The sequence below is a fragment of the Streptomyces sp. NBC_00996 genome (genome assembly GCF_045162675.1).
GTDB lineage: Bacteria > Actinomycetota > Actinomycetes > Streptomycetales > Streptomycetaceae > Streptomyces.
In genome coordinates, this window is the sequence record NZ_CP108723.1 from 6,802,110 (window position 1) to 6,816,406 (window position 14,297).

At 70.8% G+C, this 14,297-nt stretch carries 11 protein-coding genes and 1 pseudogene; 9 read left to right on the plus strand and 3 right to left on the minus strand.

Annotated features, from left to right (window positions below):
* Nucleotides 1–74 precede the first annotated feature (74 nt).
* The 4 genes from OG390_RS31970 (at nucleotide 75) to OG390_RS31985 (ending at nucleotide 4,277) form a co-directional block, all read left to right on the plus strand.
* The gene (locus OG390_RS31970; protein WP_399076976.1) at nucleotides 75–1,064 is read left to right on the plus strand and encodes a malate dehydrogenase; all 990 of its coding nucleotides are present in this window, start codon (nucleotides 75–77) and stop codon (nucleotides 1,062–1,064) included.
* A 208-nt stretch (nucleotides 1,065–1,272) separates the two neighbouring features.
* Nucleotides 1,273–2,958 carry a hypothetical protein gene (locus OG390_RS31975; protein WP_406172859.1) on the plus strand — a complete coding sequence of 562 codons (1,686 nt, stop codon included), beginning with the start codon at nucleotides 1,273–1,275 and terminating at the stop codon, nucleotides 2,956–2,958.
* Entirely contained in the window at nucleotides 2,955–3,317 is a 363-nt protein-coding gene (locus OG390_RS31980; RefSeq protein WP_406172860.1) for a hypothetical protein, read from the plus strand. The genes OG390_RS31975 and OG390_RS31980 overlap by 4 nt, the downstream gene beginning before the upstream one ends.
* A gap of 30 nt (nucleotides 3,318–3,347) precedes the next feature.
* Nucleotides 3,348–4,277 (plus strand): hypothetical protein, encoded by a 930-nt coding sequence (locus OG390_RS31985; protein ID WP_406172861.1) that lies wholly within the window; start codon nucleotides 3,348–3,350, stop codon nucleotides 4,275–4,277.
* Nucleotides 4,278–4,476: 199 nt separating this feature from the next.
* Here the strand turns inward: OG390_RS31985 and OG390_RS31990 are convergent, their stop codons facing one another.
* Nucleotides 4,477–5,433, minus strand: coding sequence for a GNAT family N-acetyltransferase (locus tag OG390_RS31990; RefSeq protein ID WP_406172862.1), 957 nt, complete (start codon nucleotides 5,431–5,433; stop codon nucleotides 4,477–4,479).
* A 298-nt stretch (nucleotides 5,434–5,731) separates the two neighbouring features.
* Between OG390_RS31990 and OG390_RS31995 the strand changes: the two genes are divergently transcribed.
* From OG390_RS31995 to OG390_RS32015, 5 genes are all read left to right on the plus strand, one after another.
* Nucleotides 5,732–7,243 (plus strand): aldehyde dehydrogenase family protein, encoded by a 1,512-nt coding sequence (locus OG390_RS31995; protein WP_406172863.1) that lies wholly within the window; start codon nucleotides 5,732–5,734, stop codon nucleotides 7,241–7,243.
* 87 nt (nucleotides 7,244–7,330) lie between these two features.
* Entirely contained in the window at nucleotides 7,331–8,881 is a 1,551-nt protein-coding gene (locus OG390_RS32000; protein WP_406172864.1) for a GMC family oxidoreductase, read from the plus strand.
* Nucleotides 8,881–9,990 (plus strand): glycine betaine/L-proline ABC transporter ATP-binding protein, encoded by a 1,110-nt coding sequence (locus OG390_RS32005; protein ID WP_406172865.1) that lies wholly within the window; start codon nucleotides 8,881–8,883, stop codon nucleotides 9,988–9,990. The genes OG390_RS32000 and OG390_RS32005 overlap by 1 nt, the downstream gene beginning before the upstream one ends.
* A gap of 55 nt (nucleotides 9,991–10,045) precedes the next feature.
* Entirely contained in the window at nucleotides 10,046–12,064 is a 2,019-nt protein-coding gene (locus OG390_RS32010; RefSeq protein WP_406172866.1) for an ABC transporter permease, read from the plus strand.
* A 109-nt stretch (nucleotides 12,065–12,173) separates the two neighbouring features.
* Nucleotides 12,174–13,130, plus strand: coding sequence for an ABC transporter substrate-binding protein (locus OG390_RS32015; RefSeq protein WP_406172867.1), 957 nt, complete (start codon nucleotides 12,174–12,176; stop codon nucleotides 13,128–13,130).
* Between the two features lie 18 nt (nucleotides 13,131–13,148).
* On the opposite strand, the gene OG390_RS32020 is transcribed toward OG390_RS32015, so the two are convergent.
* Nucleotides 13,149–13,916, minus strand: coding sequence for an isocitrate lyase/phosphoenolpyruvate mutase family protein (locus OG390_RS32020; protein ID WP_406172868.1), 768 nt, complete (start codon nucleotides 13,914–13,916; stop codon nucleotides 13,149–13,151).
* A gap of 67 nt (nucleotides 13,917–13,983) precedes the next feature.
* Nucleotides 13,984–14,292 (minus strand): annotated as a pseudogene (locus tag OG390_RS32025) (carboxymuconolactone decarboxylase family protein); the annotation flags it as partial.
* Nucleotides 14,293–14,297 lie beyond the last annotated feature (5 nt).

Consider the following 14,297-nt stretch of genomic DNA (forward strand, 5'->3'; position numbering starts at 1 on the left):
TCGCGGCGGACGCAGGGAAGATCCTGCACCCGGGGCAGGGACGCCCCACCGCCAGCTGTCATACGGAGAACGCCATGACCCGCACTCCCGTGAACGTCACCGTCACCGGCGCGGCCGGCCAGATCGGTTACGCCCTGCTCTTCCGCATCGCCTCCGGCCAGCTGCTCGGCGCGGACGTGCCGGTCAAGCTGCGCCTCCTGGAGATCACGCCGGCGCTGAAGGCCGCCGAGGGCACCGCCATGGAGCTCGACGACTGCGCCTTCCCGCTTCTTCAGGGCATCGACATCACGGACGACCCGAACGTCGCCTTCGACGGCACGAACGTCGGTCTGCTCGTCGGCGCCCGCCCCCGCACCAAGGGCATGGAGCGCGGCGACCTCCTGGAGGCCAACGGCGGCATCTTCAAGCCGCAGGGCAAGGCCATCAACGACCACGCCGCGGACGACGTCAAGATCCTGGTCGTCGGCAACCCGGCGAACACCAACGCGCTGATCGCCCAGGCCGCCGCCCCGGACGTACCCGCCGAGCGCTTCACGGCCATGACCCGCCTGGACCACAACCGCGCGCTGACCCAGCTCGCGAAGAAGACCGGCACGACGGTCGCGGACATCAAGCGCCTCACCATCTGGGGCAACCACTCCGCCACCCAGTACCCGGACATCTTCCACGCCTCGGTCGCCGGCAAGAACGCCGCCGAGGTCGTCAACGACGAGAAGTGGCTGGCCGAGGACTTCATCCCGACCGTCGCGAAGCGCGGTGCGGCGATCATCGAGGCCCGGGGCGCGTCCTCCGCCGCTTCCGCCGCCAACGCCGCCATCGACCACGTCTACACCTGGGTCAACGGCACCGCCGACGGCGACTGGACCTCCATGGGGATCCCGTCGGACGGTTCGTACGGCGTCCCGGAGGGTCTCATCTCCTCCTTCCCGGTCACCACGAAGGACGGCCAGTACGAGATCGTCCAGGGCCTGGACATCAACGAGTTCTCCCGCGCCCGCATCGACGCGTCGGTGAAGGAGCTCGAGGAGGAGCGCGACGCGGTCCGCGCCCTCGGCCTGATCTGATGATCTGAGCCCCTCTCGCACCACATCAGCCCCTGCCCGGTAACCCGGGTGGGGGCTGAGGCGTGCGTACGGAAAGTACGTATCGAACGTACGTACTTTGTCGCCATAAAAGGGGGTCCAGCGGGAGTAACCCTCGCTATCGTCGGGACGTACGGTCCGCCGGGGAAACGGGGGCGTGGCCGGGGGAGCACGGCGGGGGTGGGTCCCAATGGCGGGATCGCAGAGACGGTACGCGCACAGTGAGGCCACACGGTTGCTGTGTGCCGGGGCGCATCTGGACACGGTTTTCCGGGCGCGGGTCATCGACGAACTCATCGGGCACGAAGAGCGCCCCGCGGCGCCGTCGCTCGGTGTCGACGTCGTCGCCGTGCTGGCCCATGCGCTGCGAGCGCGCCGGAAGGAGGCCTCGACCGGGATCGCGCTGCTCGTGATCTGGGTCGTCTTCTTCCTGGTGGAGATGGTTCGGTCGGATTCCGGACTCGGCGGTTTCGGGGCGCTGTTCGGCGCCGTAGCCGTCCTGTACTACGCGGCCGTCTGCATTCTCCTGTGGTTCGCGCGGGCCGCGTCCGGGTGGGGCATGACGATGTACGCCGTGAGCCGGGCCGAGACCAGCCGCCTCCACCTGCCGCGCCGGGCGACCGCCTGGGGGTTCACCTTCGTGGCGCGGGCCATGGAACTCGGCTACTGGGGCTATGCCCTCGTCGGGATCGGCCACGATCCGTTCCTGGTGCTGTTCCCGCTCCTGCTGACCTTCGTGATCGGTATCCACCGCTCCCAGGTGGCCGAGGTCATGCGCGTCGAACTGGCCCGGGATGCCTTCGCCCGGACGTCGGTGGCGCTGCCCAGGGGAAGCGAGCGTCAGCTCCGGGTCGCGCAGGCCGTCACCTGGGAGCAGCATGCCTCCGTCGCGCTCTACGATGCCTACCGGCCCTTCGTCGGCGCCGGAAAGCCCTACGAGCCCTGGTCGTTCGCGATGGAGATCACTCCGGCCAAGAAGCCGCGCGAAGGCTGGAACGGGAGCCTGCCGGACCCCCTGGGTGACGGAGTGACGAACGGACTCCCGGCCCAGGTGAGACTGACCAACCGTCAGATTCTCGATCTGGTCGTGCCGAAGCTCGAGGCGCTGCGCGAGTCCGCCGCGCGCACCAGCCGGGACCGGCTCAAGGACCTGGAGGTGGAGGAGTTCGTCTACCTGCCGTACGGCGTGGGCCGGCACGAAGGGGTGTACGAGCCCTCGTCGGCCCGGCAGCACCTCGACGGGGCGGTGGACGAGGGCGGTGAGGCGCGCCGTCACTTCCTGCGCGTCAGGGTCGGCGCCTGGGACGAGCAGGTGGTGGTCTCGGTGCTGGTCCGCGTGCACACGCAGGGCGGCATGCTGGTCCTCGAGGTCGTGCCGCACGTGCTGGGGCCGATCGACGAGGAGTACCGGCGGGTGGACCTCATCGCGGCCGCCCGGGAGGGTGAGACCGGGCGCGAGGTGGTGCGGACGCTGCTGTCCGCCCCGGCGACGGGCGTCGTGGCAGGGCTTTCCGCGCTGCGCACGCTCGTCCAGTGCCTGCGCGTCTGGCTGGGCCGTCCCGAAGAGGCTCCGCCCGACGCGCCGTTGGTGTCCATCCGGGAACTGGGCAGCACCGATCGGCTGTCGCTCTTCCAGGAGATGGACGTCAGCCGCTACATCAAGACCGTCCAGGACCGCATCGCGAGCGGGGTGCGCGAGGCGCTGCGGCGCAGCGGCTGCGAGACAGGGAGCTTCGAGCAGCACATCGTCAACGTCGCCGCGGGTGGCCAGTTCATCGGGCAGATGAGCGGCGGTACCGCGGTCGGACGCATCACCAAGAGCGCCGTCTCCACAGGCAGTGGCGGCGCGTCGTACCACGAGGGGGAGCAGGGATGAGCGAGAGCACAGGCGGACGGGTCGACCGGATCAACCGCAGCGCGGTGAACTTCGGTGACCACGGCAGCGCCGCCTACCACGAGGCACCGCGCGCGACCGCCGCCGACGAGACGACGGCGGCCCTCCTGGACGCCGTCCGCACTCTGCGCGAGCATCTGCGGCTGCTCACGGAGACGGATGCCACGACCGGGCTCGACGGCGAACTCGCCGTCGTGCAGGGGGAGATCGAGCGAACGGGCCGGGCGGATCCGGCGCGGCTCGGCCGGCTGCGCATGCGCCTGGAGACCGCCGCCGTGGCGGTGGCGGGGCTGGCGTCGACGGCGGCCGTGGTGCAGGTGATCGCGCAGCTCGCGGGCTAGCGGAACCGGAGTGGGAGCGGGGGCGACGAGGTGGCGCAACGGTGGGACGCGGACCGTCAGCGGTGGATCGACGACGGTGCCGGCGGGGGCGAGAGCGGCGGAGCCCGGGATGCCGCCGGCGCCGGCGGGACGCCGCCGGACGCGGAGCAGCAGTGGTGGGCGTCCGCGCCGACCCAGTCGGGGCTCGTTCGACCGGACTGGTATCCGCCCCCGGCTCCGGCACCCGTACCGTCACCGCCACCGCAGCCACCACCACCGTCCGGGCCCGGTCGGGGGACCGCGGACTCGCGCCGGCTCCTTGTGGTGATCGTCGTAGTGGCGCTCCTCGCGGGTGGTGTGGGAGGCGGAGTGTGGGCGCTGACCAGGAAGGACTCGGCGGGGCACGCCGACTCCGGCGCGACACGGCCGGCGGTGACCGTCACGGCCACGCACACTTCTCCCTCGTCGGAGAACGGTTACACGTCAGGGAACCAGGACACCTACGCCGATCCGGTCCAGTCCGCTGCCCCGGGGCCGTCGCCCGGGTACAGCCGGGCGGTCGACCCCGTCGGTTACACCGTGGACGTGCCGCAGGGGTGGGCGCGCAAGGAGGTCCAGGGCAAGCTGGCGCCGGTCGTCACGTACACGGCCCCCGGTGGCAGCAGCAGGCTCATGCTGTTCGAGGTCAAGGAGAGCTCCCTGACCGAGTCGTTGGACCAGGCCGAGGCCATCTGGCAGCAGCTCTCGGGTTACCAGCTCCTGGACCGGCGGACGGGCCCCGACTGGACGGAGGTCACCTACCGCTACGACAGCGAGCAGCACGGAGCCACTCAGGTCATCGACCACCGCTTCACGGCAGTCGACGGCACGCTGTACGCGATCAACGCCAGTGGTCCCGAGGGCGAGGACATGACCGGCACGCTCGCCACGGCCCTGAACTCCTTCTGCCCCACCGGTGTCGACTGCGCGAGCAGGTCATAGGCGGACGGCCGTGAGTGGTTCACGGGTGGGGTGGACGGCCGTGAGTGGTTCACGGGTGGGGTGGACGGCCGTGAGTGGTTCACGGGTGGGGTGGACGGCCGTGAGTGGTTCACGGGTGGGGTGGACGGCCGTGAGTGGTTCACGGGTGGGGTGGACGGCCGTGAGTGGTTCACGGGTGGGGTGGACGGCCGTGAGTGGTTCACGGGCGGGGCGGACGGCCGTGAGCGGTTCCCCGGCGGACGGCCGCGCGCACTTCCTGGTCCGAGGCGTGGGGCAGCCGCTTCTCGAACCAGTGGGCGGCATACACGTTCTCGTCGTAGCGCGGGATCTCCGTGTAGCCGCATGCCCGGTACATCGCCTGCGCCTCCGTGAGCACCGCGTGCGTGTCCAGCCGTACGACCTCGTACCCCCGTTCGAGGGCCTGCCGCTCCAGGCCGAGGAGGATCCGCCGCGCGAGGCCGAGCCGCCGGGCCACGGGGCGCACCCAGACATGCCGGATCTCGCCCACCCCGGATGCGAGCCGGCGCAGCGCCCCGCAGCCCACGGGCCGCCCCTCCTCGTACGCGACCAGGAAGGCGCCCGAGTCCCCCGACACCTCATGGGGCCGTACGAGGGCGGCAGGGTCGAAGCCTTCCGGGAACCGGTCGTCGATGTCGGCGGCGTACCCGGCGAGGCAGTCCCGGGCGTCGCGGGAGGCGCCGTCGACGAGCTCCACGGTGATCGCGGCCAGCCGCAACAGCCGCTCGGCGACGGCGACGGCGGCGGTGAGTTCGTCGCGCTGACGTGCGTCGAGACCGCTCAGCAGCCCTTCGGCCAGCCCGTTGGCCCGCCGGTTCTGCTCCTTGACCTCGACGAGACCGGCCGGCGTGAGCTCCGCCATCCGCAGCCGGCTGTCCGTGGGATGCACGCTCACCCGTACGAGACCCTGCGCCTCCAGCGCCCGGATCATCCGGCTCAGGTATCCCGCGTCCAGGCCGAGTCGGCTCCTGAGCTCCCGCAATGAGGCGCCGTCGTGCCCGATCTCGAAGAGCAGCCGTGCCTCGCCGAGGGGCCGGTCCTGGCCGAGGTAGTGATCGTCGAGTACACCGATGCGGCGCGTGAAGTAGCGGTTGAACCGCCGCAGCGCCTTCACGTGGTTCGCTGACACTGGCTCCATATTTCTTTGACTTTAGTCAAAGGAAACAGGGGTGTCCACGGGTCGGAGGAAATGCGTGAGCGGCGTGTCGGAGCCCTTCTCCCGGAATGTCGCGTCCCCTTCCTCCGGGGCGCCGATCACTCTCGACATCCGCTTCGGGTGATTTGGCCGTATTTCCAACCCTTTTTCAGTGACCCGGCGCACTTTTGGTCACGGGTTGTGCATGCATCCGGGGCCGGGGGGCAGGTGCTCCCGGCCCCCGAGGGTGACACGCGTGTGACGCAGGGGCACTGAACAGGAACGGAAGGCAACACCGATCATGGCCGGACAGCAGGCACGACAGACCATTCATGTGGGCGGCGAGTGGCGCGAAGCCGTCTCCCGTGCCACCCGCGAGATCCTCGATCCCGCCGATGCCAAGCCGTTCGCCGTGGTCGCGGAGGGTGACGAGAGGGACGCGGACGCGGCCGTCGAGGCCGCCCGTCGCGCCTTCGACACGGGCCCGTGGCCGCACACCCCGGTGGCCGAACGCGCCGCGCTTCTGCGTCGCGTCGCCGATCTCCTCGTACGTGATCGTGAACAGCTCGGGCTCCTGGAGAGCCGCGACGCGGGCAAGACCGTTGAGGAGGGGCGCGTCGACATCGACTGTGTCGCCGACGCGTTCCGGTACTTCGCCGATCTCGTCGTGGGCGAGGGTGGCGGACGGGTCGTGGACGCGGGCTCCGACGACATCCACAGCGTCGTGGTGCACGAGCCCGTCGGCGTCTGCGCGATGATCACGCCCTGGAACTACCCGCTCCTGCAAGCCAGTTGGAAGATCGCGCCCGCGCTCGCCGCCGGGAACACGTTCGTCGTCAAGCCCAGTGAGATCACTCCGCTGACGAGCATCGCGCTGATCGAGCTGCTGGCCGAGGCCGGGCTGCCCGCCGGAGTCGCCAACATCGTCACCGGGCCGGGGCACACGGTCGGCGCCCGCCTCGCCGAACACCCCGACGTCGACCTCGTCTCGTTCACGGGCGGCCTCATCAGCGGTACGAAGGTCGCGCAGGCCGCCGCCGTGAGCGTCAAGAAGATCGCCCTCGAGCTCGGCGGCAAGAACCCGAACGTCGTCTTCGCCGACGCCTGCGCCACCGAGGAAGGCTTCGACACCGCCGTCGACCAGGCGCTCAACGCCGCCTTCATCCACAGCGGTCAGGTGTGTTCCGCCGGGTCGCGCCTCATCGTCGAGGAGTCCGTGCGCGAGCGCTTCGTCGCCGAACTCGCCCGCAGGGCCGAAAGGATCAGGCTCGGGCGCGGTACCGAGAAGGAAGTGGAGTGCGGGCCGCTCGTCTCCGAGCAGCAGCGTGAGAAGACCGAGGCCTACGTCGCCTCCGCGCTGGCCGAGGGCGCGGTGCTGCGGGCGGGCGGCAAGCGGCCCGAGCCGTCCGAGGTCCGGCCCGCCACCGGGTACTTCTACGAGCCGACCGTCCTCGACCAGTGCCACCGCGAGATGAGGGTCGTCCGCGAGGAGGTCTTCGGGCCGGTCCTCACGGTGGAGACCTTCCGCACCGAGGACGAGGCCGTCGCGCTCGCCAACGACACCGAGTACGGGCTCGCCGGCGCCGTATGGACCGCCGACGCGGGCCGCGCCCGCCGCGTCGCCGGACGGCTGCGGCACGGCACCGTCTGGATCAACGACTTCCACCCCTATCTCCCGCAGGCGGAGTGGGGCGGCTTCGGCAAGAGCGGGGTGGGGCGCGAGCTCGGGCCCGCCGGTCTCGCCGAGTACCGCGAGACGAAGCACGTGTACCAGAACCTCGCGCCGAAGCCGGTCCGCTGGTTCGCCGGCTGAAGCCCTTCCGCGGCTGAAGCCGCCGCCCCCCGTCCCCCCACCACCACTGCGCGCCGCACCTTGCACGCCCCAGAGGAGCACCACTTCATGTCCCAGCACGAGAACACGTACGACTACGTCGTCATCGGCGGCGGCACGGCGGGCTCCGTCATCGCATCCCGCCTCACCGAGAACCCGGACGTCACCGTCGCCGTCATCGAGGGCGGCCCCAGTGACGTCGACCGCGAGGACGTCCTCACCCTGCGCCGCTGGATGGGCCTGCTCGGCGGAGAGCTGGACTACGACTACCCGACGACCGAGCAGCCGCGCGGCAACTCGCACATCCGGCACAGCCGCGCCCGGGTGCTCGGCGGCTGCTCGTCCCACAACACGCTGATCGCCTTCAAGCCGCTGCCGTCCGACTGGGACGAGTGGGAGGCGGCGGGCGCCACCGGCTGGGGCGCCGTGCAGATGGAGGCCTACTACGCGCGGCTGCGCAACAACATCGTGCGCGTGGCCGACAAGGACCAGAACGCCATCGCCAAGGACTGGATCGAGGCGACCAGGACCGCCACCGGCATCCCCGAGGTGGTCGGTTTCAACGACAAGCCCTTCCACGAGGGCGTCGGCTTCCTCGACCTCGCCTACCACCCGGAGAACAACAAGCGCTCCTCGGCCTCCGTCGCCTACCTCCACCCCCACATGGAGGCCGGCGACCGCCCGAACCTGACGCTGCTGCTCGAGACCTGGGCGTACAAGCTGGAGCTGGGCGGCAAGCGCGCCACCGGCGTGCGGGTGCGCACCAAGGACGGCGCCGAGCAGCTGATCAGCGCCCGCCGCGAGGTCGTGGTGTGCGCCGGGGCGATCGACTCGCCGCGGCTGCTCATGCTGTCCGGCATCGGACCGAAGAAGGACCTCGAAGCCCTCGGTATCCCGGTCGTGCACGACCTGCCGGGCGTCGGCGAGAACCTCCAGGACCATCCCGAGTCGGTGATCGTGTGGGAGACGGACCGGCCGCTGCCGGGGAACTCCGCGATGGACTCCGACGCCGCGCTGTTCGTGCGCCGGGACGACTCGCAGGACCTTCCCGACCTGATGTTCCACTTCTACCAGATCCCCTTCACCGACAACCCCGAGCGACTGGGCTACGAACGCCCCGAGCACGGCGTGTCGATGACGCCGAACATCCCCAAGTCCCGCGCCCGCGGCCGGGTCTACCTGACCAGGGCCGACCCGGACGAGAAGCCCGCCCTCGACTTCCGCTACTTCACCGACGAGGACGGCTATGACGCGCAGACCCTCGTCGACGGCGTGAAGATCGCCCGGGAGATCGCCCGCACCGAGCCGTTCGCGAGCTGGCTGAAGCGGGAAGTCTTCCCCGGACCCGACGTCACCGACGACGAGCGGCTCGGCGAACTGCTGCGCAAGGCGCACCACACCGTCTACCACCCGGCGGGCACCTGCCGGATGGGCGCTGCCGACGACGAACTCGCCGTCGTGGACCCCGAGTTGAAGGTGCGAGGCCTGGAGGGTATGCGAGTCGTGGACGCGTCCGTCTTCCCGACCCTGCCCGCGGTCAACCCGATGATCGGCGTCCTGATGGTCGGCGAGAAGGCGGCCGAGCTACTGGCCGTCACCAGTGAAGGGAACAACGCCTGATGAGCGGCACACCCACCCCCCACAAGCCCGACCTCGGCAAGGAGAACGGCCCTGCCGACGCGGCCGGGACGCCGCCCGTCTTCGGCGTGCGCAACCTGTGGAAGGTCTTCGGCCCCAAGGCCGACCGCGTCCCCGGCAACCCGGAGTTCGCGGGCCTGTCCCAGACCGAGCTGCGCGCCGCCACCGGCTGCACCGCCGCCGTCCGCGACGTCTCCTTCGATGTGCGCGGGGGCGAGGTCTTCGTCGTCATGGGCCTGTCCGGCTCCGGCAAGTCCACCCTCGTACGCTGCCTGACCCGGCTCATCGAGCCGACCTCCGGCACGCTGGAGATCGACGGCGAGGACGTTCTCGCCATGGACAAGAACCGGCTGCGCGAACTGCGCCGGCACCGCGCCGCCATGGTGTTCCAGCACTTCGGCCTGCTGCCGCACCGCTCCGTCCTCGACAACGTCGCCTACGGCCTGGAGATCCAGGGCATGCCCAAGGCCCAGCGGCGCGAGCGGGCCGCGGAGATGGTCGCCAAGGTCGGCCTCGAAGGCCTGGAGACGCGCCGCCCCGGCCAGCTCTCCGGCGGCCAGCAGCAGCGCGTCGGCCTCGCCCGCGCGCTTGCCTCGGACCCCGAGGTGCTGCTCTTCGACGAGCCGTTCAGCGCCCTCGACCCGCTGATCCGGCGCGACATGCAGGAGGAGGTCATCCGCCTGCACCACGAAGAGGGCCGCACCATGGTCTTCATCACCCACGACCTCAGCGAGGCGCTGCGTGTCGGCGACCGCATCGCGCTGATGCGGGATGGCGAGATCGTGCAGCTCGGCACCCCCGAGCAGATCGTCGGCTCGCCCGCCGACGACTACGTCCGCGACTTCGTCCGCGACGTGCCGCGCGAGCAGGTCATGACCGTGCGCACCGCCATGCGCCCCGGCGCCTGCGACGGCCCCGAGCACCCCGGCGCCCTCACCCCCGACACGGTCGTCGTCAAGGCCATCGAGACCGTCGCCCGCACCGGCAAGGCCGCCTGTGTGACGGAGGACGGCCGCTGCCTGGGCACTGTGGACCACGCGGCACTGCTGCGGGTCGTCGCCGGCCTCGACCGCGAGGAGGCGGCCGCGTGATGCGCCGTACACGCAGGAACACCGCCGCGGTCAGCCATACCCGGGGGTGGACCGCATGAGTGCCGTCGTCACCCCCGCCCCGCCGCCGACCCCGGTCGAGCCGGCGAAGGAAACCGCCTCCGCCGAGCGCCCGTCGCCGCTGACACACCCCCTGGTGCGCCGGCTGCTGCCGCTGCTGGTTGCCGCGGCCGTGCTGGTGCCGCTCGCCATCGTGCTGTGGGGGAGCGGAGCCTGGCCGTCCGATCTGACCGTCGACATCAAGACGCCCCTGGACGACGCCTACACCTGGGTCGTGCAGAACCGGGACACCAACCCGGTGTTCCTCTACTTCCTGCTGCACCTGAGCAACTGGGCCGACGACTCGGTGGCCTGGGTGGGCGACCTGCTGGAGACCCTCGGCTGGCTCCCGGTGATCGCGGCCGCCGTGCTGCTGTCCTGGCGCATCGGCGGCCTGCGCAGCAAGCGCGGGCTGAAGCTCACCGGCGTCACGCTCGCCGCCTTCGCGGTGTCCGGCCTGCTGGGCATGTGGGAAGCCACTATGGAGACCGTGGCCCTGATGTCGGTCGCGGTCGCCGTCTCCGCCGTGATCGGCGCGCTGCTGGGCCTGGGCGCCGGCCTGTCGGACCGCTTCGAGCGGATCCTGCGGCCGGTTCTGGACACCATGCAGATCATGCCCGCGTTCGCGTACCTGCTGCCGCTGGTGCTGCTGTTCGACATCGGCGTGCCGTCCGCGCTCATTGCGACGATCATCTACGCGGCCCCGCCGATGGCCCGGCTCACCGCGCTCGGCCTGCGCAGCGCCGACCAGGGGGTCATGGAGGCCGCCGAGTCTCTGGGCGCCAGTCCGGTGCAGCGGCTGCTGACCGCGCGGCTGCCGCTGGCCCGCAAGGAGATCCTGCTCGGCCTCAACCAGACGATCATGATGGCCCTGTCGATGGTCACCATCGCGTCGGTGATCGGCGCCGGCGGCCTCGGTGAGGAAGTGTTCCGCGCGCTGTCCACCGTGGACGTCGGCTCAGCGCTCGCCGCGGGCATCCCGATCGTGCTGCTCGCCATCTGGCTGGACCGCACCACCGCCGTCGCCGGTGAACGGCTGGGCGAGGGCGCCGCCCCGGCCGGCTCCTCCTGGCTGCACGGCTGGCGGGCCTGGACCCTGACGGCCGGCACGGGCGCCGCGCTGGGTGTGGCCGGCTGGCTGGTGTTCATCCCCGAGTGGCCCGAGGCCTGGCACGTGGACATCGCCCAGCCCGTCAACGACGCCGTCGACTGGTTCACCAGCCACATGGCCGAGGGCGTGCCCGTCCTGGGCGGCACCCGCACCTGGGCGGACAACTTCACCACCTGGGTGCTCAACCCGATGCGGGACACCCTGACCGCGACGCCGTGGTGGCTGCTGGTCCTGCTGGCCGCCGTCCTCGCCCTGCTCGCCGGTGGCTGGGGCGCGATGTGCACGGCCGCCCTGGCGATGGCCGGCGTCGGCGTGATCGACGTGTGGGACAACTCCCTGGACACCCTGTCGCAGGCGATCGCCGGTGTCGTCGTCACGCTCGTGCTCGGCTTCGCCATCGGCGTGGTGGCCGCCCGGGTGCCGCTGGTGGAACGCGTCCTGCGCCCCGTCCTGGACACCATGCAGACCCTGCCGCAGTTCATCTACCTGATCCCGGTGGTGGCCCTGTTCAACGTGGGCCGCTCCGCCGCCGTCGCCGCGGCCGTCCTGTACGCGCTGCCCGCGGTCGTCCGGATCACCACGCAGGGCCTGCGCCAGGTCGACCCCGCCACGCTGGAGGCGGCCCGCTCCATGGGGGCGAGCACCTTCCAGCAGATACGCCAGGTGCAGGTGCCGCTGGCCCGGCCCGCGCTGATGCTCGCGCTCAACCAGGGCGTGGTGCTGGTGCTGGCCATGGTCATCGTCGGCGGTTTCGTCGGCTCCGGCGCACTCGGCTACGACGTCGTCTTCGGCCTGCAGAAGAGCCAGCTCGGCGTCGGCTTGACCGCAGGCGTCGCCATCGTGCTGCTCGGCCTGGTCCTGGACCGCGCCACACAGCGCCCGGGCAAACGGAGCAGTACCCGTTAGCCCGCCCCCCGCCCTCCGCCCCCTGCCCGGCACCCGCCCGCGGTCCGTCCGCCGTCCGTCCCCGTCCGGCAGAAACCCCTGCCTGTCCGAAACCAAGAGAAACGGTCACATGAAGAACAGAAAGCATCTCCTCCGCGCCGCCACCGCCACCGCCGTCGTCCTCGGCGTCACCGGACTGAGCGCGTGCGGCGCCGCCAAGACCGACTCGTCGGGCAGCTCCGGCACGGTCACCATCGCCGTCCCGTCGTGGGTCGGCGCCGAGGCCAACGCGGCCGTCGCCAAGTACATCCTCGAGAACGAGCTCGACACGAAGGTCAAGCTCACCCAGCTCGACGAGTCGGTCGCGTTCGACGCGCTCAACAGCGGCAAGGCCGACGCCATCCTGGAGGACTGGGGCGGCGCGCCGAAGAAGGTCAAGCTGTACGTCGACGACAAGAAGTCCGTCGTCGAGGGCGGCGGCCTCGGCGTCACCGGCCACATCGGCTGGTTCGTGCCGAAGTACCTCGTCGACGAGCACCCGGACATCACCGACTACAAGAACCTCAACAAGTACGCGAGCCTCTTCAAGACCGCGGAGAGCGGCGACAAGGGCCAGCTCCTCGAAGGCTCGCCGTCGTACACCACCAACGACGACGCGCTCATCAAGAACCTGGACCTGGACTTCAAGACGGTCTACGCCGGCTCCGAGGCCGCGCAGATCACCCAGATCAAGGAGAGCTACAAGGCCAAGAAGCCGTTCATCAGCTACTGGTGGACGCCGCAGTGGCTCAACTCCCAGCTCGACCTGGTCGAGGTGAAGCTGCCCGCGTTCAAGGAGGGCTGCGACGCCGACGCGGCCAAGATCGAGTGCGGCTACGCCGAGACCCCGCTGCAGAAGTATCTCGGTGCCGACTTCACCAAGGGCAACAAGGAAGCGGCCCAGTTCCTGAAGAACTTCAACTGGACCAACGAGCAGCAGAACGAGGTCGCGGCGCTGATCGCGGACAAGAAGATGAGCTCGGAGAAGGCCGCCGAGCAATGGGTCAAGGCCAACCCGGACGTCTGGAAGGCCTGGCTGCCGAAGTAACGGCCCGGCGGCGCCCTGTCATGGGGTGGCCGGGGACGAACTCCTCGTCTCCGCGGCGATCTCCCGCAGCGCATCCACGGCCCGCCGCTGGAGGCCGGGCCCGAACGTGACCCGAGTGGCCCCGAGTTCACCGAGTGCGGTGGGCGAGGGGCCCTCGCCGTCCGGCCGGGCGTACATGTTGATCGGTCCCTGGATACCGGACCGCAGCAGCGGCAGTACGTCGGCCGGGGCGCCGATCGGATACACGCAGTCCGCGCCGGCCGCGAGGTACGACGCGGCTCGCTCGACGGCCCGTTCGACGGCCCGTTCGGGATCGGTGACCTCGCGGAGGAAGACGTCGGTCCGGGCGTTGGCGAAGAGCCGGTCGCCCGCCGGGTACCGCACCTCGGCCAGCCACTCGGCGTGCTCGTGCGGGTCCTTGAGGACACCCCCGTTGGAGTCCTCAAGGTTACAGCCGACCGCGTCCGCCTCCAGCAGCCGCTCCATCAGCTCCTTGGGTGCGATCCCGTACCCGCCCTCGACATCCGCGGACACGGGCACGTCGACGGCCCGTACGATCCGCGCGACCGCCGCGAACATCTCGTCGGCCGGTGTGGCCCCGTCCTCGTACCCGAGAGACGCGGCGACCTCGGCGCTGGGGGTGGCGAGCGCCGGGAACCCGGCGTCCGCCAACACCCGCGCGCTCGCGGCGTCCCAAGGGCCGGGCAGGACCAGCGGCTCGCCCGGGAGACGGCCCTGGTGCAGCGCACGGAACCTCGCGGCCTTGCTCACGACCTCGCTCACCATTCCGTGCTCCCCGCCGTGGTCCGTAACGCCCGGAGCGATGTCGGCCGCGCCGTCGCGGGGGTTGCCGTCACTTGTACTGCCCCGCCTGGTAGTGCCCGGGAACGAGGCGGCAGGTCACGCCGAACCGGTTCCACGCGTTGATCACCGTGATCGCGGCGATCAGCTGGGCCAGCTCGGTCTCGTCGAAGTGCGCGGCGGCGCGCTCGTACACCTCGGCCGGCACGAATCCGTCCGTCAGGACCGTGACCGCCTCGGTCAGTGCGATCGCCGCGAGCTCCTTCTCCGTGTAGAAGTGCTCCGACTCCTCCCACGCGCTCAGCTGCACGATCCGCTCGACGCTCTCGCCCGCCGCGAGCGCGTCCTTGGTGTGCATGTCACCGC

What these genes read in the sequence shown, in the direction of transcription:
- OG390_RS31970 (WP_399076976.1), top strand. Translation starts at nt 75, where the DNA reads ATGACCCGCACTCCCGTGAACGTCACCGTCACCGGCGCGGCCGGCCAG.
- OG390_RS31975 (WP_406172859.1), top strand. Translation starts at nt 1,273, where the DNA reads ATGGCGGGATCGCAGAGACGGTACGCGCACAGTGAGGCCACACGGTTG.
- OG390_RS31980 (WP_406172860.1), top strand. Translation starts at nt 2,955, where the DNA reads ATGAGCGAGAGCACAGGCGGACGGGTCGACCGGATCAACCGCAGCGCG.
- OG390_RS31990 (WP_406172862.1), bottom strand. Translation starts at nt 5,433, where the DNA reads ATGGAGCCAGTGTCAGCGAACCACGTGAAGGCGCTGCGGCGGTTCAAC.
- OG390_RS31995 (WP_406172863.1), top strand. Translation starts at nt 5,732, where the DNA reads ATGGCCGGACAGCAGGCACGACAGACCATTCATGTGGGCGGCGAGTGG.
- OG390_RS32000 (WP_406172864.1), top strand. Translation starts at nt 7,331, where the DNA reads ATGTCCCAGCACGAGAACACGTACGACTACGTCGTCATCGGCGGCGGC.
- OG390_RS32005 (WP_406172865.1), top strand. Translation starts at nt 8,881, where the DNA reads ATGAGCGGCACACCCACCCCCCACAAGCCCGACCTCGGCAAGGAGAAC.
- OG390_RS32010 (WP_406172866.1), top strand. Translation starts at nt 10,046, where the DNA reads ATGAGTGCCGTCGTCACCCCCGCCCCGCCGCCGACCCCGGTCGAGCCG.
- OG390_RS32015 (WP_406172867.1), top strand. Translation starts at nt 12,174, where the DNA reads ATGAAGAACAGAAAGCATCTCCTCCGCGCCGCCACCGCCACCGCCGTC.
- OG390_RS32020 (WP_406172868.1), bottom strand. Translation starts at nt 13,916, where the DNA reads ATGGTGAGCGAGGTCGTGAGCAAGGCCGCGAGGTTCCGTGCGCTGCAC.